This window comes from Pedobacter indicus, assembly GCF_003449035.1.
Lineage (GTDB): Bacteria > Bacteroidota > Bacteroidia > Sphingobacteriales > Sphingobacteriaceae > Albibacterium > Albibacterium indicum.
This window is the reverse complement of record NZ_QRGB01000001.1, coordinates 3,399,533-3,418,874: the sequence shown is the minus strand read 5'-3', so window position 1 is coordinate 3,418,874 and position 19,342 is coordinate 3,399,533. Positions and strand designations below refer to the sequence as shown.

The 19,342-nt window shown below is 40.2% G+C and carries 16 protein-coding genes, 2 tRNA genes and 1 riboswitch; of the genes, 11 read left to right on the top strand and 7 right to left on the bottom strand.

The features are described from left to right. Positions 1–11: 11 nt before the first annotated feature. From D3P12_RS15025 to D3P12_RS15010, 4 genes are all read left to right on the top strand, one after another. Positions 12–1,967: a RagB/SusD family nutrient uptake outer membrane protein gene (locus D3P12_RS15025; RefSeq protein ID WP_118196845.1), complete on the top strand. Its 1,956-nt coding sequence runs from the start codon at positions 12–14 to the stop codon at positions 1,965–1,967. Between the two features lie 40 nt (positions 1,968–2,007). Then, the gene (locus tag D3P12_RS15020) at positions 2,008–3,291 is read left to right on the top strand and encodes a DUF4959 domain-containing protein (RefSeq protein WP_118196844.1); all 1,284 of its coding nucleotides are present in this window, start codon (positions 2,008–2,010) and stop codon (positions 3,289–3,291) included. Between the two features lie 103 nt (positions 3,292–3,394). Beyond that, positions 3,395–4,726 (top strand): DUF4998 domain-containing protein, encoded by a 1,332-nt coding sequence (locus tag D3P12_RS15015; RefSeq protein WP_245977468.1) that lies wholly within the window; start codon positions 3,395–3,397, stop codon positions 4,724–4,726. A 6-nt stretch (positions 4,727–4,732) separates the two neighbouring features. Continuing rightward, a complete protein-coding gene (locus tag D3P12_RS15010; protein ID WP_157970373.1) occupies positions 4,733–5,293 on the top strand; it encodes a hypothetical protein in 561 nt (186 codons plus the stop codon). Between the two features lie 101 nt (positions 5,294–5,394). On the opposite strand, the gene D3P12_RS15005 is transcribed toward D3P12_RS15010, so the two are convergent. From D3P12_RS15005 to trxA, 3 genes are all read right to left on the bottom strand, one after another. Further along, positions 5,395–5,481, bottom strand: a tRNA-Ser gene (locus D3P12_RS15005). Between the two features lie 55 nt (positions 5,482–5,536). Continuing rightward, complete coding sequence (locus D3P12_RS15000; protein WP_205941116.1) at positions 5,537–6,031, bottom strand: rhodanese-like domain-containing protein; 495 nt, start codon at positions 6,029–6,031, stop codon at positions 5,537–5,539. Positions 6,032–6,033: 2 nt separating this feature from the next. Beyond that, positions 6,034–6,330, bottom strand: a complete 297-nt coding sequence (gene trxA, locus D3P12_RS14995; protein ID WP_118196838.1) for a thioredoxin — start codon at positions 6,328–6,330, stop codon at positions 6,034–6,036. A 104-nt stretch (positions 6,331–6,434) separates the two neighbouring features. On the opposite strand from trxA, the gene D3P12_RS14990 reads away from it, so the two are divergent. The 7 genes from D3P12_RS14990 to D3P12_RS14960 all read left to right on the top strand — a co-directional run bounded on the left by D3P12_RS14990 (position 6,435) and on the right by D3P12_RS14960 (position 13,729). Beyond that, positions 6,435–7,376 (top strand): serine hydrolase, encoded by a 942-nt coding sequence (locus D3P12_RS14990; RefSeq protein ID WP_118197125.1) that lies wholly within the window; start codon positions 6,435–6,437, stop codon positions 7,374–7,376. 51 nt (positions 7,377–7,427) lie between these two features. Beyond that, positions 7,428–8,213 carry a beta-carotene 15,15'-monooxygenase gene (locus D3P12_RS14985; RefSeq protein ID WP_118196836.1) on the top strand — a complete coding sequence of 262 codons (786 nt, stop codon included), beginning with the start codon at positions 7,428–7,430 and terminating at the stop codon, positions 8,211–8,213. Positions 8,214–8,233: 20 nt separating this feature from the next. Next, positions 8,234–9,733, top strand: coding sequence for a GH3 auxin-responsive promoter family protein (locus D3P12_RS14980; RefSeq protein WP_118196834.1), 1,500 nt, complete (start codon positions 8,234–8,236; stop codon positions 9,731–9,733). Beyond that, on the top strand, positions 9,730–10,896 hold the full coding sequence (locus D3P12_RS14975) for a 1-deoxy-D-xylulose-5-phosphate reductoisomerase (protein WP_118196832.1): 1,167 nt from the start codon (positions 9,730–9,732) through the stop codon (positions 10,894–10,896). The genes D3P12_RS14980 and D3P12_RS14975 overlap by 4 nt, the downstream gene beginning before the upstream one ends. Positions 10,897–10,919: 23 nt before the next feature. After that, on the top strand, positions 10,920–12,242 hold the full coding sequence (rseP, locus tag D3P12_RS14970) for an RIP metalloprotease RseP (RefSeq protein ID WP_118196830.1): 1,323 nt from the start codon (positions 10,920–10,922) through the stop codon (positions 12,240–12,242). Positions 12,243–12,304: 62 nt separating this feature from the next. Beyond that, positions 12,305–12,384, top strand: a tRNA-Leu gene (locus tag D3P12_RS14965). 211 nt (positions 12,385–12,595) lie between these two features. Further along, entirely contained in the window at positions 12,596–13,729 is a 1,134-nt protein-coding gene (locus D3P12_RS14960; protein WP_118196828.1) for an L-dopachrome tautomerase-related protein, read from the top strand. 61 nt (positions 13,730–13,790) lie between these two features. On the opposite strand, the gene D3P12_RS14955 is transcribed toward D3P12_RS14960, so the two are convergent. From D3P12_RS14955 to D3P12_RS14940, 4 genes are all read right to left on the bottom strand, one after another. After that, positions 13,791–15,620, bottom strand: coding sequence for a leucine-rich repeat domain-containing protein (locus D3P12_RS14955; protein ID WP_157970372.1), 1,830 nt, complete (start codon positions 15,618–15,620; stop codon positions 13,791–13,793). Positions 15,621–15,725: 105 nt separating this feature from the next. Continuing rightward, on the bottom strand, positions 15,726–16,310 hold the full coding sequence (locus D3P12_RS14950) for a DUF4468 domain-containing protein (RefSeq protein WP_118196824.1): 585 nt from the start codon (positions 16,308–16,310) through the stop codon (positions 15,726–15,728). A 71-nt stretch (positions 16,311–16,381) separates the two neighbouring features. Next, positions 16,382–18,028 carry a ribonucleoside-diphosphate reductase subunit alpha gene (locus D3P12_RS14945; RefSeq protein WP_118196822.1) on the bottom strand — a complete coding sequence of 549 codons (1,647 nt, stop codon included), beginning with the start codon at positions 18,026–18,028 and terminating at the stop codon, positions 16,382–16,384. Between the two features lie 41 nt (positions 18,029–18,069). Next, complete coding sequence (locus tag D3P12_RS14940) at positions 18,070–19,044, bottom strand: ribonucleotide-diphosphate reductase subunit beta (protein ID WP_118196820.1); 975 nt, start codon at positions 19,042–19,044, stop codon at positions 18,070–18,072. A 124-nt stretch (positions 19,045–19,168) separates the two neighbouring features. Next, positions 19,169–19,299: riboswitch (cobalamin riboswitch) on the bottom strand. Positions 19,300–19,342: the final 43 nt, after the last annotated feature.

Genomic DNA, 19,342 nt, shown 5'->3' with positions numbered 1-19,342 from the left:
AAAATTTATAGATGAAAAATTTAATAAAAATTATCGCAATCTGGTTCCTGTTTGGGATTACGAGTTGTAATTACTTAGATGTAGTACCTAATGATACTCCCACGCTCGACCATGCCTTTTCCAATCGGTCGGTTATGGAAAAATTTATGAGGACTTGCTACTCTCATTTACCTGATCCTACTAATCCTTATTATTATCCAGCTTATTTCACAAGTAGAGATGAATTCGACTGGCGAACCGAGTCTAGAGCTGGAAATACAGTGGCAGGGATGATTTCAAAAGGCCTTCAAAATACCAATTCTCCCTATCAAGACTATTGGTCTGGAAGAAACGGAGGCACAGCATTATATGTTGGCATTCGTGACTGTAATATTTTTCTGGAAAATGCTCATATTCCTCAAGACATAGAGGAGGAAGAGCGAGCCAGATGGATTGCTGAAGTGAAGTTCCTGAAAGCATATTATCATTTCTTTTTAATGAAATTGTATGGACCGATTGTTCTGATGAAAGAAAACCTACCTCTCTCTGCAACACCGGAAGAAACTAAGGTGTATAGGGAGCCGGTAGATGTGTGCGTGGATTATATCGTAGAACTTTTGGATGAGGCGATGGTTGATCTGCCTTTGGCTTTACCTGACCCGACAACAGAACAAGGAAGAATATCTCAAACAATCGCGTTGGCTGTGAAAGCGAAGGTGCTTTCGTGGGCTGCCAGTCCATTATTTAACGGTAATCAAGATTATGCCGGATGGGTAGATAATCGTGGATTACAGCTAATATCATCTAACTACGATCTTTCTAAATGGGAACGCGCCGCTACCGCGATTAAAGAAGCAATTGATGCAGCCCATGGTGCTGGCCATCGCCTATATGAATTTAATAAGTTTACCGGGGGTGCTCAGACATTTGCAATGAATGATACATTGGTAACGTTAATGACAATCCGCAAGGCTATCACAGAGGATTTGGAAAGGAATCCGGGTGTTATTTGGGCCACGCAAGAGCAATTCGCTAACAGTAAAGGTGGAGCTTCATTCGCTCCTTTAGGAAATATGTTGTTGGTTCTTACTCCAATGTTATACCCCGAAGATCAAGTTAGCTATGTTAGTTACCTCTCTGCATCTTGGCATATGGCTGAATTGTTCTATACAAATAATGGTGTGCCAATGGATGAGGATAAAACCTATGACTATGCAAACCGGTATGTACCGCGGCGAGCTACGCCTGCAGATAAGCATGAGTCGTATATCGCAACGGGACAAGTCACTGCAACGATGCATTTTAATCGTGAGCCTCGCTTTTATGCAGATTTAGTGGTAGATAGAGGCTTTTTTGAGATAGCTACGACAACAAATAATGGAGGGGCGTCATTCGGTCCTTACGTTAGAAGTAGGCCAGCAGAAGTAGGCACGGCATCGGGGCAGGGCTCTTATTATCCGAAAAAGATTATTCCTTTTGAGACTTCTGTTAGTCAAGGTGATGCATCAAAACGATATACTGCTCATCCTTACCAATTCCCTTTAATTCGATTGTCTGATTTGTATTTGCTTTATAGCGAGGCCTTAAATGAGATCAAGGGCGCTCCCGACGAAGAAGTTTATAAATGGATTGATGATGTCAGGGCTCATGCAGGTTTAGAGGGCGTAGTAGAATCCTGGGCTAAAGCGTCATATTACCCTACTGCACCAACTATTAAAACGGAAATGAGAGAAATTATTCGAAAGGAACGTTTGATAGAGCTGGCTTTTGAAGGCCAACGTTTTTGGGATGTTCGTCGCTGGAAAATAGCCAATCAGTATTGGAGTCTTCCGCCAACTGCCTGGGGAAACTCGCGAGATACGGAAGAGTTTTATATACCCACGCCGTATGCAGATGCACGACAGGTTACTTTTAAGGATTATTTATATCCAATAAACGACTATGATTTAAGGATAAACCCTAACCTCGTTCAGACCTACGGTTGGTAGAATATTGAAATGATATTATGGAAATTGATAATACTGAATTATGAAAAAAATTAATTTTATTATAATAGTCTTAACAGCATGCTGTTTCTTCGCTTGTAAACATGATGATGACGAGACGGGAGGCGTATGGAGTTCAGGAGCGTTAGGCGAATATAAGATCGAGCCGATTAATGGAGGAGCTGTCGTTACTTATGAGATCCCACGGGATCCGGATATTCTCTATATTATGGCAGAATATGAACGCAATGGAAAGATTTTTACCGAAAAATCATCAGTACACAAAAACTCATTAACGATAGAAGGATTTAATACGACTGAAAAAGTAAAAGCCACACTTTATAAGGTCAATAAACAAGAGCAAAGGTCAGAACCAATGGAAATTGAATTCCAACCCTTGGAATCGCTTGTGAGCATTGCAAAGAATTCATTAAAAATTGTTCCCGGTTTTGGAGGGGTTGTTGCCTCTTGGGATAACCCGTTAATGACGGAGTTTGGTGTCCGATTAATGTCATTAGGGGATCAGAATGAATTGGAAACCCAGGAAATGTATTACTCTGCAACAAAAGATGAAATACATCCATTTCGGGGTTTTGAAGCTGAAGAGGCTACCTTTGCCATTGCGTTTGAGGATAAATGGGGAAACGTTTCAGACACAACGCAGGTAACATTAACTCCTTACTTTGAAACGTTGATACCGAAACCATACACAGATTTCCGGGCGAGCATACCTTATGATAATACTACAAATTATTCGGGTCGTCGTTTGGATATGTTGTGGGATAACATTGTGAACACACGTAGTCATGGGTGGTTAACCCAACAAGGAAGTAGCGGTCTTTCAATTACTATTGACTTAGGGCAAGTCGTTAAATTAAGTCGTATTGTTATTCACGGTTATCATTTGAATGCCGTTTATACTCAGGTTAACATCCAGCAATTCGAATTATGGGGTGCTAAAGAAATCGATTTCGAAAGGTTATCCGACCGTCCTTATTGGTTAGATGAATACAGTGTTCGTAATGACGCTATTCATGGGGTTGACAATACAACCGTACTGCCAGACCGGACTTTCAAGGATGATTGGCAATACTTGGGCCATCATGGTATCATTCGCTATGACCAGATGGTTCCTGTGGATAATCAGGCAATTCTGGATTTAGCGGCCAATGGTAGCGAATACGAAATGCCAATTGATGCTGAACCAGTCCGCTATATTCGCCTTTTTGTTCGGGAAGTTGGAAATATGATGCCACCGCCGAGCAGTAATTATTTTTCAATGGGGGAGATTTCATTCTTCGGAGACAATACAGTTCCTCAAGACTAGTTAATGGAATTAAATTTAAAAACAAATGAAAAAGATAAGTAAAATAATCCCCTTAATAATAAGCATTTGGGCATGTTTCTTTATTCTGCCCTCATGCGATAAAATGGATGACATTCAAAGTGAATACGCTAGTCGGGAAGAAGGAGTTTATTTGGGAAAGGTCGATTCTATAAAATACTTTCCTGGATTTGGCAGAGCAAAAATCACATGGTATATTGGGGCAGATCCGAAGATAGACCAAACCGTTATTTATTGGAATATGCGAAAAGATTCGATCGTAAAAGATTTTGTTCGAAAAGGCTCAGGCTTACAAAGAGACTCAGTTATACTTGAGGATTTGCCAGAAGGAACCACGCTTTTTGAATTTCGCAATATAAATAAAGAAGGAGAAACCTCTTTATACTCGTCCGCGTCTATAACTGTTTGGGGTGCAGAATTCGCGAGTAGTTTATACGGTAGAGATCTGACAGCTTTTGATTTCAACTACCCTGAGAATCTTTATACATTGGAGCTTTCCGAGTCTGTTCCAAATGAAAATGTCTCCTATTCCCAGATAGTATATACCGACCTTGATGGCCAAGAAAAGACATTAAAAATAAAACCAGAAGAAGTAAGCGTTGAATTGCCTAATTTCCCAGACGGAGGAGAGTTTCAGTTTCGGACAGTGTTTTTTCCAACTCAGGGAATCGATACGGTGTATAATGAGTTTGAAAAATTTTCTGCTCCCACTGCTGTTAGCGAGCGCGGTACCAGAATTTCTCTGACAGGTAACTTGACAAGTAAATATTTCGATCGAAACGGCGAAAGCTTGTATGAGTGGAATGCCAATGGCGACATAATCGTCTATAATATTAACGCTGACGGAACGCTGTCTAAAAGCCAGACACATGCGGGCATTGTACCAAGAGATACTTACAGAGATTTCTTCTTCTATGACGATGATAAATTTATAGGTATATCAACTGGTAACGCGGTATCGATGCATCGAATAGTAAATAATGAACTTGTTTATGTTCAGACGCCGACGGGAGCTAATACATTTGGATCGGGCTTTGGGTTTGAGAAATTTATACCCACACGCGGATATTTCTTTTCCATGGCAGAAAACGGTGAAATGAAAACTTGGCTCGCTCAGAACAATGCGACTTGGGGATCTCCTAACGGAGCTACCGTTGGGACTGGATATGCTATCTATGAACCTTTCTTGTTGTTTAACCATGTTGCTCTTCTGGGTGTAGAGGAAAACGGTAACTTAGCGAGCATGCCAGTATCAGCAAGTGGTTCGATTGGATCAAAGAGTACGATTGGGAGCGGTTGGGATCGGTTTGAAAAAATTGTGAATGCAGGAAAAAAGCTTTATGGTATTGAAGCTAACGGCGATATTTATGTGTTCAACGATTTTAATTTAACAGAGAAATACTGGATAGTAGATTAATTTAGGATGAAGTGGGTTGTTTTGTGTTTTATTGTGATGTTTCCACTGTTGGGAGTTGCGCAACCAGTAATATTCCATCAGGATTCAGTGCCGACGGTCGACGGGAAAGTTATTTTTACCGTCGATCTTCGATCTGAGTTAAAACAAAATGACTTATATGAGAAAACTTTATTTTATCTCAATGAAGAATTGAATCCTTATTCAGGTACATTTCTGATTTCGAATGAAGACTACTTGGCATCGCGGATAACTGATTATTTGGAAATAGAAGCTGGAGTGTTTCAAGAGTTTGGAATGTATATGACTTATACATTGGAGTTAAGATTTAAAGATGAGACATGTCACCTAGTGATTCGTGACATTAGCTTTATGGAGAGCACGTATTTTGAAGCGCAGGAAAAATCGGACAGAAAACTGAATATGCCCATTCATACAGCCGAAGACATAATGCTCGAAAGGAATTTCTCATTGATGTTTATCAAAGATGTATCGGAAAGAACGACTAAAGCGTCGATAGGTAGGGTTAATGAGATCGCTAGACAAATGAGTGAGTTCTTCTCGAAATAATATTTTTGCTGATAGAAGACAAGTAAGTGATACCTAAAAAGGTATTGGTAGAAAAAACAAAGCTTAACTATTTGATATCAAACAGTTAAGCTTTGTTTTTGCGGAGAGACTGGGATTCGAACCCAGGATACCCTTGCGAGTATACAAACTTTCCAGGCTTGCTCTTTCGACCACTCAGACACCTCTCCGGATAAAAATTTGAGAGGGCGAATTTACGTCTAAATTTGCTGATTTGGAAATATATTATTTTTCCACTGGTTTGTCGGCCTCTTCCCAAGCAAGCATACCACCATCAAGATTCACAATCCTCTTGAAACCCATGGACTCCAAGGCTGACGCGGCTTTCATGCTTCTTTTGCCAGATCGACAATAAACAAGAACAGGTCTGTTTTTGTCAAGCTTGGCAGCTTTTTCCTGAAAGTCTTCCTTTTGTACATCAATATTGACCGCATCTTCGATATGGCCGCTCTGATATTCCTCAGCGGTGCGAACATCGAGCACCTGTACCTCATCCAGAAGCAAAAGCTGACTGAACTGATCTGTATTTACAGTCTTTACATTTGACACTTCATTGGTCGAAGCTGTCGTACTAGCATTGGTACTAGACGATACTTCAGTCGACGTTTCAACTTGGGTAGCCGACGTGTTTTTTTCGGGTGACTTTTTAAGTGAAGCACATCCAGACATAATAATGCCAGCTAGCAGCATACTGCTAATATTTTTAATTGTATTTCTCATAGTTAAGCGTGTTTTAAAAGCTCTTCAGTCAGCTCTCCCAAGGGACGAACACCACTTTGGCGCCATTTTGCCTCCCCATTTTTAAAAATAATCAACGTTGGGACACCCTGTATTCCTAATGAACTAGCTAGGGCGGGATTTTTATCTACATCTACCTTTAATATTGTAGCTTTATCACCAATAGATTTTTTTAGATCCTGTAAAATGGGCTTTAAGGTTTGACAAGGACCACACCATTCAGCAAAAAAATCGACTAAAACAGGTTTGTCTGAATTTATTAGTTCTGCAAATTTACTCATACTCTAAAAACAGTATTATTTAAAGAATGTTTTGCACTAAAGGTATGGTTTTCATTGAGAGAACTACTAAAGCAAATTGTATATTTGTTTATAAATGTGAAATCATGAATAAATTTTACCAAAAGCTAATCATACTTATCGCAGTTCTATCAATGACGCATATCACTTTTGCCCAATCTGTTAAGACCGACAAGAAATTGCAGAAAACTTTGGAAGAATTAACGAAAAACCATCAAGGTGATGTTGGTGTCTATGTATACCATTTAAAGAAACATAAGGAGGTTGCGATCAATGCAGATACTATCTTTCCTACAGCAAGTGTCGTGAAGGTCCCCATCCTAATCGGACTTTTCAAGAAAATATCAGATGGTAAGTATACTCTTAATCAGCCGATGGTTTACGATGACAGTCGCGCCTATGGCGGGTCGGGCCTTATGCAGTTCTATAAAGACAGCTCACAAACTGATCTTAGAACTCTTGCTTCTTTAATGATCACGTACAGCGATAATACAACGTCTCTTTGGTGTCAGGAACTTGCCGGGGGAGGTGCAGAAATCAATAAGGTGATGGCTGACATCGGTCTTAAAGATACGCGTGTGAACTCTAGAACTGAAGGTAGGGAGAAAATTTGGGAAATTTATGGTTGGGGACAAACCACGCCACGAGAGATGGCATCTTTATTGATTAAAATTCGCAACGGCGAACTAATTGATAAGGTGGCGAGCGAGCAGATGTATCGGTTAATGACAAGCGGCTTTTATGTAGATAATGCGGCTTCGCAAATTCCACCATACGTTCAGAAGGCGTCTAAAACGGGTGCGGTAGATGCCTCGCGGTCTGAGTTGATCATGGTCAATGCGCCGCATGGCGACTATGTTCTATACATTGGCACGAAAAATAATAAGGATCGCAGCTGGACTTATGACAACGAAGCGAGCCAGTTAATGAGGGATATTTCAGCCGCTGTCTGGCATCATTTTGAACCAAAGGCTAATTGGGAGCCAGCGAAGGGTACGGAAGCGCTAAAACGCGACCAACCTTATTAATTTATCGTATTATTTATCTAATTTTGTATAATATTTCTCCAAGCGGGGTTCATGATTGATTATTTAAAAGAGAGCACTTTTGTCGTAAACGATGTTATTAGTGATGCTTGGGATGTTCTAAAAAAGCGGTACTTAGCAATCGCAGGCATCTGTTTTTCACTCTTTATTGTTTCTAATATCTCCGGTATACTTGCCGCCTATTTAAGCAGTGTAAACATCGTACTCAGCGTCTTTATGGCTCTGTTGTTCTTATTCTTGTATTTCAGTATCCAACTTACGCTTTTCAAGCACATTTTTCAGGTTTTAGATAAGTCTGCAGACCAAGTTAAGCTCAGAAAAAGCTTCCCGACTTTAAAAGAGATTATCTATTTTTTTGCTTGTGTATTGACCATTACAGTCGGTACCTTTTTAGGTTATTTGATCATTTCTGTCGTGTTTTTTCCTTTGATCTATTTGGTCGACATAGAGATGATGGTTAACATGGTCTACGTAATAACCATTATTCTTTTTTCTTATACATTTCTGCGGATAGCGTTTTTCCCATTCTTCATTCTGGACAAAAAAGAATCGCCTTTTAAGTCTATACGGTTAAGTTTGGCTGTAACCCGTGGAAATTTTGTAAAGATTATTTTAATTATCGCCTTTTTTGCGTTATCGGGATCGCTCTATTTATATTTTAGCTATCGTGGTTATCCCTTTATTTCGACTATATTAAGTCTCATAAACTCATTTGTGATTATTCCTTTATCCAGCGTGACATTCATTATTGCCTATCGAAAAATGGTTCATGATTATAAAGGTGATTCAGATCCGTCGATCATGCAGAATATTATATAGAAGAATAGAATTTGATATTTATGGGTATAAAAGCATCATTAAGTAAAATATACGCGGCGTATAATTCACGAAAAATAGGTCGCTGGCGTAAAGATGCTGTTTTTTTACAAGAGAAGACGTTCCGGAAGCTGATTTCAACCGCCAGAAATACCGCCTTTGGTCAAGACCATCATTTTGATGAAATAAAAAATTACCAAGATTTTAAAAAGTATGTTCCGGTTCAAGATTACGAAGATCTGAGAAAATACATTGATCGGATCGTAAATGGAGAAGCGGACATTTTATGGCCTGGTAAACCCTCTTATTTAGCAAAAACATCAGGTACTACGTCGGGAGTGAAATATATCCCTTTGACAAAAGAATCTCTTCCTGAGCAAATAGGCGCGGCGAGAGATGCACTGCTTAATTATATTTATGAAACAGGGAAATCTGATTTCGTTGATGGGAAGATGATATTTGTTCAGGGGAGCCCCATTTTAGAAAAGAAGAAGGGAGTCGATTTTGGTAGATTGTCTGGTATTGTAGCACATCATATCCCTTCATATCTACAAAAAAACCGCCTACCATCATATAAAACAAATTGTATTGAGGATTGGGAAGCCAAGATTGAGGCAATTGTCGATGAAACGATAGAGCAGGATATGCGGCTTATTTCGGGTATCCCACCCTGGGTACAAATGTATTTCGATCGATTGATCGCTAGGGCCGATGGTGAAAGAATAAAAAATATCTTTAAGAATTTTAGCCTGTTCGTATATGGCGGTGTAAATTTCGAACCCTATCGGGCCAAATTGGAAGAAAGTATTGGAAAGAAGGTAGATTCTATAGAAACCTATCCGGCTTCTGAAGGTTTTATCGCTTTTCAGGACAAGCAAGATGAAAGGAGTATGCTCCTTTTGCCAGATTCGGGTATTTTTTACGAGTTTATTCCCGCAGATGATTTTTTTAATGAAAAACCAACCCGCTTATCGCTGGCAGACGTGCAAGTGGGGGTTAACTATGCCCTGGTTTTAAATACCAACGCGGGACTCTGGGGGTACAGTATTGGTGACACCGTAAAATTTGTTTCTTTAAATCCTTATCGTATTATTGTAAGCGGGAGAATTAAACACTTCATTTCTGCATTTGGTGAACATGTGATAGGAGAAGAGGTCGAGCATGCCCTACTGTCGGTGGCTAAAGACGAAAAAGTTGAGATTGTTGAGTTTACAGTAGCACCGCAGGTAACACCAGGTGGTGATGAACTGCCTTATCATGAATGGTTTATTGAGTTTAATAAACTTCCGGAAGATCTGGAATCATTTCGGATTAGAGTAGACGAAGCCTTGCAGAAGAAGAATTCGTATTATTTTGATTTGATCGAAGGTAAAGTTTTGCAACCCTTAAAAATTAGCCCTGTGCAGAAAGGAGCATTTATAAATTACATGAAATCGAAAGGGAAACTGGGTGGTCAGAATAAATTACCCCGTTTATCCAATGATCGATCAATGGCAGAAGAATTAGAAAAATATATCCTGTGAACAAAAGAAATATCGCCATACTCGGGTCTACAGGAAGTATCGGGACACAAACTTTGGAGGTTGTTAAGAGTCATCCCGATCTCTTTAAAGCTGATGTGCTGACGGCGGCTAATAATTACAGATTGCTAATTGATCAGGCATTGGAATTTAAACCTCAAGCTGTTGTAATTAGCAATCCGGAGCACTATAGCACGGTAAAGGAGGCTTTAGCTAACGAAAATGTCCAAGTTTACGCTGGTACTGATGCACTTTCGGAAGTAGTACAAATTCCTTCGATCGATGTTGTACTGACCGCTTTGGTTGGGTTTTCTGGTTTAGTGCCTACATTCAATGCGATAAAAGCAAAAAAAGCAATTGCACTGGCCAATAAAGAAACACTGGTCGTAGCTGGCGAACTGATTACCAAACTCGCGAAACAGAATGATGTTGACATTTTGCCGGTCGATTCTGAGCATTCGGCAATTTTCCAATGCTTAATGGGAGAAAGGTCTGAGTCTGTAGAGAAGCTCATCCTGACGGCTTCTGGTGGTCCGTTTCGTGGGAAAAACCGTGATTACCTACGTAACGTTTCTTTCAGGGATGCGTTGAAACACCCTAACTGGACTATGGGGCAAAAGATTACAATAGACTCTGCTTCCTTAATGAATAAGGGGTTAGAGGTAATCGAAGCTCATTGGCTTTTTGGGGTAGAAGCATGTCAAATTGACGTGGTGGTCCACCCTCAGTCCATTATTCATTCTATGGTTCAATTTTCAGATGGTTCTATCAAGGCTCAGTTGGGTTTGCCAGATATGAAACTTCCTATTCAATATGCGCTTGCTTATCCCGAAAGAGTAGAGAATAAGCTTCCGCGATTAGATTTTAATACATTATCACAGCTGACATTTGAAAAGCCAGACATGGATACATTTTCTAATCTTCGGTTAGCTTACCAAGCGTTAGAGAAAGGTGGATCTATGCCTTGTGTATTAAATGCTGCCAACGAAATTGTTGTGGCAGCGTTTTTGAACCAAGAGATTGGCTTTTTACAAATGAGTGAATTGATTGAAGAAACGATGGTGAAAATTGATCATGAGAAAAATCCAGATCTAGAAACATTTTCGAAAATTGATCATCAAAGTAGAGCTTACACAAGGGAAGCAATCAAAAAACAAAGACATTAATAGAAAAAGAATAAAAATAGCATATGGATGGTTTGATTATGACGGGGCAGTTGATTCTGGGCCTTTCAATACTAATAGTTTTACATGAATTGGGGCACTTTTTAGCTGCTCGGGCTTTCGGTATCAAGGTAGAGAAGTTCTACTTGTTCTTTGATGCTTGGGGTGTAAAGTTGTTTAAATTTAATTATAAAGGTTGTGAATATGGAATCGGCTGGTTGCCTTTAGGAGGTTATGTAAAGATTGCGGGGATGATTGATGAATCAATGGATACAGAGCAAATGGCGGGGCCGCCGCAACCGTGGGAGTTTCGATCTAAACCAGCATGGCAACGCCTGATCGTTATGTTAGGGGGTATCTTCGTTAATATCGTTCTGGGTATCTTTATTTTCTGGATGCTGACCTTCAAATACGGTGATACCTTCATCAGCAATGAGAAGCTAACACAGGGGATTGTTCCAGGTATAGTTGGTAAAGAGATCGGATTGCAGACAGGTGACCGTATTTTAGAAATAGACGGCGAGAAGGTTGTCCACTTTGAAGATATCCGAAGCTCGGATGTACTGATGGGTGGTGTAGATCTAACCGTGGAAAGAGGAGGGCAGACACAACATATCTCGGTTCCTCTCGATATTCTAAATGATATTTCTGATCACGGTGTAGATGAATTTGTGGCACCCAGAGCTTATTTGAATGCCATTCAATCCCTTCAGGAAGGGGGCGCAGCTGAAAAAGCCGGATTTATGGAAGGTGATAGTATTCTACGGGTAGAAGGGCAGCCCGTTACTTACGCTGATGAGTTTACCGATGTTATGGCCGATAAAAAAGGGCAGGCGGTCGATTTCCTGGTCTACCGTGATGGTAAAGAGGTTGAATTGACAGCCAACATCTCTGATGACGGTATTCTTGGTGTGGTTTTTCCACGATATTTCCCGATAGATCAAGTAAAATATGGCTTCTTTGAAGCTTTGCCGGTTGGCGCTTCGGTTGCCTGGGGCTCATTGATCGACAATGCCAAAGGGTTGGGTAAAATAGCAGCTGGAGAAGTAAAAGCATCGAAAGCCTTATCCGGACCTGTCGGTATTGCAGAGATGTTTGGAGCTGAAGTAAATTGGATTCGTTTTTGGACGCTGGTAGGTTTACTGTCCATGGCATTGGCATTGATGAACTTGTTGCCCATACCGGGGCTTGACGGCGGTCACACCCTCTTTTTATTGATTGAAATGGTGCAAGGAAAACCGATGAGTGATAAGTTTATGGAAAGAGCGCAACTGGTGGGTTTTGTTATTATTGTCGCCCTCATGATCTTTGTTATGGGCAATGATATCTTGAAATTGGTTCAAAAATAGTTGAAATAAAATTTTGTGTTTGGAGGATAAATAAATACATTTGCATCCCCACACAAAACAATGCCCAGGTGGCGGAATTGGTAGACGCGTTGGTCTCAAACACCAATGGGAAACCGTGCCGGTTCGATCCCGGCCCTGGGTACAGCTAGTACAAAAGAAGCCCTGTAAGTTCATTGCTTACAGGGCTTCTTTTTTTAGAATATACGGTATTGCACACGTGTTTTGGGATCAAGCAAAAAAGGGGTCAAGTAAAAAAGTTTAAGGGTATAATAGAAATTGCTAAACTATTTAAACGGTTTCAATGTTTTCTTTTTAAATATAGTATATTCATACGGTAGTCAAATTGATATTCTATGAAATATAAAAAGATAGCAACCTGCGTAACCGTTGTTTTTTGTGCGATAATAACCAACCCCCTGCAAGTATCAGCTCAGCACTCTCCGTCGAACAAGCTAGAAGTGGCTGCTGAACTTGGCAAATCTCAACCTATCGGAGTGAGCGTCTCTTCTGACAATCGGTTGTTTGTTTCTTTTCCCAAACGAGAGCCCTATGTTTACGGTCTGACCGAGATAAAAAACGGCAAGCGGGTGCCATTTCCAAACGAAGAATGGAATCAAAAGGGAGGGTCAGAAGATCGAGTTTTTGTCAATGTACAAGACCTTTATGTAGACACCGATGATCAGCTTTGGGTGTTGGATTCCAAGCCGGCTTCTAAAAACTCCGTATTTGGGAAGGATGGGGGTGAAGAGGAAAGTCTAGGAAAATTTAAATTACTCCAAATTGATTTGAAAAGTAATGAGGTAAAGAATATCTTTCGTTTTGAAGATCTACCAAAAGAAAAATCCGGATTAAACGATGTGCGTGTAGACACAGATAAACAATTGGCTTACCTTTCCGACCCTGGTCAGGCTGCTATTGTCATACTAGATTTAAAAAGCGGTAAAACAAGATCCGTATTAAAAGATCGACCGATGACCCAAGCGGTACCGGGTTTCAGTCTTTCTTATGAAGGAAAAGAAATGGCTGATAAGCAAGGCAATATTTTCAAGTCCAATATTAATGGTGTCGCTTTGAGTAAAGATAACGAGTATTTCTATTTTCGGCCGATTAATGGTTTGCATTTGTATCGGATCGCTACAGAACACCTGGCCGACCTGAGTTTAAGCGATGATGACTTGATGGGCTTAGTCGAGGATATGGGTGAGACCGTTGTTTGCCACGGTATGGCCATGGACGTTGCTGGAAATATCTATTTTACCTCATCAATGGATTATAGTATAAAATATTTAACACCGAAAGGAGAATTGAAGACGCTTGTTACTGATAAGCGACTAATTTGGCCAGACTCAATCGGTATTGGCACTGACGGTTACCTCTACGTCTCAGCGGCGCAGGTTAATCGTCTTCCACAATGGAATGGCGGTCTTGATAAAGCCACATATCCCTATCGGGTTTATCGGGTGAAATTAGATGCTGTTGCGCGATGATCCTAGGGATTTCTCTTCTAAAACATCTTAATTGGGTGCGAAGATAATTGGGTGCGAAGATCTAAAAGGTGACCCCGACATCCGGCAACAGTTTTTTTAATTTCTCTACCTCTTCTTCTGAACAAGGATTTTCATAGATAGCGATATCATAAAGGTTAGAATTGAGTTTAGAAAAACTTGATGAGAACGATTTAAAGTTATTACCGCCAATATTGATTCGAAACAGGTTCGATAAATTAAAAAAGCTTTCAGGAAGTTCGCTAAGCTGATTGTAATAAAGATATAGAGTTTTAAGATTTTCTAACCCTCCAAAAGAATCAGGTAACGTTCTCAGTTTGCCAAACTCTGAACTAAACCAAGCTAGCTTCTTCAGGTTTCCAAAACCGATCGGAAGGGTTTCGAATTCTCCTCCAGTAATTACTAGATTCTCTAGATTTGTGAGATTGCTAAAGCTTTCGGGAATCGAACGTAAATGACCATTCACTGTGAGGCTCACGAGTGACTTAAGATTACCAATGTTTTCTGGAAGCAGTTCTAATGAAGTGCCCATTCCTGCACCCAATTCAACATCATATAAATTTGGAAGATCACAAAAACTATTGGGAAGTTTTTTGAAGTCACCTCCCAATTTAAATATCTCCAGGCTTTTTATATTGCCGAAATCATCTGGTAAAGATGCATTGGTCGCACCAGTTAAAAAATATAATATTTTTAACTTGGGAAGCTCGGTAACCGAACTTGGGATATTTTGCGACGTATAACCCTTTAGCTCCACAAGATTCACCATGTCCCCTAACGCGTCGGGGAGTTTTTTTATGTCGTTTCCTTGAAAATCAAATGATCTAAGGTTTTTAAGGTTGGATATAGTTTCGGGTAGTTCTTCAAGACTTAATGACATCAGCTCGAGGAGTTCGAGGCTTTCAAGGTCTCCAAAAGTATCGGGAATTGACGTTAGTTTCTTACCGCTTTGTGCGACGTTCATACGTAAAATCCTTAACTGTTTTAAATTACCTATATTTTCCGGCACATGACTAATTGCGACATGGCTTATATTAAGCTCCTCAAGTTTTAAATATTTTTCTCCAAATACAACAGGCATATCTCCCACCGCAGAACCATCTAAGTTTAGTTTTCTCAATTCTGTAAATGCCTGCATTGTCGGATAAAGTACTGTATCTCCCAATCTCCATGCACTCCCTTTAGCACTTAAGTCCAATTCTACAACTCTACCTTCATCGTTATATGTTATACGAGGTGAGTTTGGGAGTAATATTAAGTCTTCTATAGCCTCGCTTTCGAGGTATTCCCCCGCTTTCAGAGTAATCGTTGCTGAAGCTGACTTACTTCCGTAATTAGTTGTCCAGGTAATCGTATAGGTTTTATTAGCATACCCTTGAATGTTGATTCCTGGAAAATTCAACGTTGGTCCAATATAACCACCCGAAGCCGAGGGCCAAATCTGGGCAACAGGCGCCCCTTCGATCGTCCATTCGCCATGGTCGTATCTTGTGGTCGTCAGTAGAAATCGAGTAGAAAGTTCGGGTCGCTCATTTGTAATTGAGACCTTTAATTCATTGAATGAAACTTTTACTGTAGACTTTGTTACTTTGTTATTTTCTTTTGGATTAATAACTGACCATTCTAGCTCATAGGTCTCACCGGGTAAACCATGAAAAATAGTACGGGGGTCTTCGTCGTTGTCAAAGTATACTTTATCATCAATCATTCCACTTAGTATTGACCATTGGCCTTTTTCTTGGCCCGTTAGCGTGTCGGCGTTCAGTCGTGTTTGAAAATCTTTGATATTTGAGATATCAATTCCTGCACTGGGAATGTCGATTTCTGGGACAGGCTCCTGTTCTTTTTTACACGAAAATAAAAATATTAACAAACATGTTAATAAACATCGTATATAGAGGTTCATTTATATTGGTTTAGCGTAAACCAAAGATAATATTTGTTTGTCAAATAAAGATATGTTGTTTTATGTCTTCTTTCACTCAGCCAGCCCCTCCTTTATCAACCATTCAATCCCATTAAACGTTGACCGACTTTTATTCTTATACTGTCGGTAACGGTCAAGTTCTTCACGTACCAGAGCTGCAGTCTCTTCTTCGGAAAGGGGACTTTCGATCAATCTGTCTCGGATGATCCGCTCTTGCTGAGTAGGGGTCAGTAAGGTTTCTTCCATAGGTATGATCAGTTCTTGATATTCAAAATAGATATCACTAATTAAATAACGATAGCCATTGTCCTGTACGTCGAATAATAGGTTGAAGTGCACGGGGACATCTATCAGGGCTGTGTCTTGGTCACTAGCTGGATCAAGACTGATATAACTCAAACCCTGTAAGCTTAGTTTGCCTGCTTGCGGGTCATCTGTCAACATAACTTCCTCGGCCGACTTAAAGGTCTGCGTTATCCATGCCTTTATTTCCGAATACAAGGCATCTTGCGTTCCCTGTTTGGTTACAGTACCAGCATATTCTATTTTTCCGCTCTCCTTGTTAAAAGGTATTTCTTGAGCCTGAAGGCTGCCAATGCAGACACATAAAAAAAGGGTAAATATGGATGCTTTCATACAAACAAAATTTACCCTAATATAATAATTAAATGCAGCTCGCTCCCTAACGAGAGCTTCTTAAAATAAAATTAAGCTTCACAGCTTACGCAAGTGACCATATTGGCTATGAACTCCTTCGAAACACTTTGGCTACGTTGGTAATAAAGACTCTTGACCCCCAATTTCCATGCTTCTATCATTAACATATTGACATCCTTAACCGGCAGGTTCGACGGAATATTGAGGTTGAGGCTTTGCGCCTGATCAATGTACTTTTGTCGGATAGACGCCTGTTGGATGATCTCAAGCTGACTGATCTCTTTAAATGTTTTGAAAACAGATTTTTCTTCGTCGCTCAATTCGGTAAGGTGTTGTACACTACCATGGTTCAACATGATACTGCGCCAAATATCCTCATTGTCTATGCCTTTTTCAATCAAAAGCTGGCGCAGGTATTTGTTTTTCCGCATAAAATTACCTTTCGCAAGGCCGGCTTTGTAATAGTTGCTACTGAAAGGTTCGATCCCTGGTGACGTTTGACCTAGAATTGCTGAAGAAGAAGTGGTAGGAGCAATTGCCATTAAGGTGGTATTTCTTTTTCCGTAACCTTTTAACAGATCGGGCTCACCATAGATATTTGCTAGCTCCGCACTGGCTTTTTCTGCTTTTTCGCTGATATCTTTGAAAATTTTTGTAGTCAGTTGCTTGGCCTCCATGCCCTCGAAGGGGATCATGTTTTTTTGAAGGTATGAATGCCAGCCCATCACACCTAATCCTAGCGCACGGTGTCTTTTCGCAAAGCGATTTGCTGAAGCTAAGTAGTAATTGTCTTCTGTTTTAGCAATAAACTCTTGAAGCACGGCATCCAGAAAGAAAGTCGCCAGTCGAACCGCTCCCGTATCTTTCCATTCATCATAAAGCTCTAAGTTCATCGATGATAGGCAGCAAATAAAGGACTCGTCGATACTCGACGGTAAGGCAATCTCTGAACACAGATTGCTTGAATATATTTTCAGGTTCTTATCCTTATAAACCTGGGGTTTATTTCGGTTAATATTATCGGAGAACAATAAATAGGGTAGACCCTTTTGCTGGCGGCTTTCCAGTACCTTCGCCCAAATCTTACGTTTGTCCATATCGCCATCGATCATATCCTGCATCCAGTAATCGGGTATACAGATACCGGTGAATAGATTTTGTATGGGATTTCCAATGTTCTTGATCTCCAGGAACTCACCGATATCCGGATGGTCAATATCCAGATAAGCAGCGAATGCTCCGCGCCGCACACCGCCTTGCGAGATGGTGTCCATGGCCGTATCAAATAGTTTCATGAAACTTACCGCTCCACTACTTTTGCCATTATCAGTAACCGCACTGCCACGTTCGCGAAGCTCGCCAAAATAACCCGACGTCCCCCCGCCAATTTTGGTCTGCATGATTACTTCGCCGAGTTTATGGGTGATGCCTTCAATATAATCAGGTACATACACATTGAAACAAGAGATCGGTAGACCTCTTTCTGTACCCATATTGGCCCAAATGGGTGAGCTTAGGCTCATCCATCCTTTTTCGATCATCTCGATAAAGGGTTCGCAAAGTTCAGGCTTATAGAGTCGTTTGGCAGCTGCCATTGCTATCCGCTCGATAGCCGTTTTAGTCGTTTCTCCTTTCAACAAATAGCCCCGGTTCAGGATTTGCTGACTTTCTTCATTTAACCACCAAAGTCTTTCCATCTTCGTCAATTATATATTTTTTAACAGGAATTATGCGTTTTTTAGAACAGATCGTTTGCCGTAATACTTTTATCATGTTTTGTGTAGTCCACTGGCCGCTTTGCAAAGAAATCGTCCATGCTGTTGGCAAAGACCTCCTCTTCAAACCATACCATAGGTTGGTAGTCGCTCTCCGATACATTGAAGACCCTCGGTAAACCAATTCGGCGTAAGCTATCGTCTGCACGATATTTCATGAAGTTCAGGAGATTGGTTTTATTGACCGTTTCGATTTCCCCTCGTTCAAAAATCCAGTCAAGGATTTCTGCTTCGACCTCAATTGAATTTAATACAATGTCAGAAATACGTTTTTTCGTACCCTCATCAAAATATTCGGGAAACTCTTCTTTGATTTTGTTGACAATGTAAATACCCGCATTGGCATGAATCTGTTCGTCGACCGATGTCCAGGCAATAATGTTGCTTATATTTTTCATCACGCCCTTAAAACGTGTAAAGGACAAGATAATAGCGAATTGACTGAACAGGGATACATTCTCGATGAGGATAGAAAACAGAATCAACGAAAAAAGGTATTCTTTCTCATCTTCAGATTTGGTATGTGCCAGAGCCTCCGAAAGGTAGTTGACCCGCTTTTTAATCACCGGGACATTAATCAATTCTTCAAATTCATTGTTATATCCCAATACATCCAATAATCTTGAATAGGCCTCTGAATGCCTGAATTCACATTCAGCAAAGGTACTTCCCAAACCATTGAATTCAGGCTTTGGAAGGTGATGGTAAAGGTTTCCCCAAAAAGATTTAACAGCCACCTCTATTTGGGCAATAGCCAATAAACTTTTCTTGATCACCTCTTTCTCATTATCATCTAAATGTGAATGGAAGTCTTGGATATCGGCCGTAAAATCTACTTCAGAATGTACCCAGAATGACCGATTGATAGCCTCTGTGAAACTCAGGATCTCGGGGTATTCGAAAGGCTTGTAGTTTACCCTTTTGTTAAAAATGCTCATACTACTTTGTATTTTAATTTGAAAACTCAATTCAAAAAAGTAGGATGTACAAACGGATACGGGTGCAGGGTGTTAAAATAATACCTTTAAGTATTCATTCGGACATTTACTTTTTTTGCGAAAGCAAAGTCTAGCGAAAAAGGAAGGTGATCTGGCTTATAGAAAATTTCCTACTTACAGTTGCGCGACAGCTCATGAATTTCACACGATTCCCCTTTTTTATTACCAGTGTAATACCTGATCGCTATGATTTTACATCAAGACAAATCTATTGTTTTATTCTGTGAGCCGAACAATT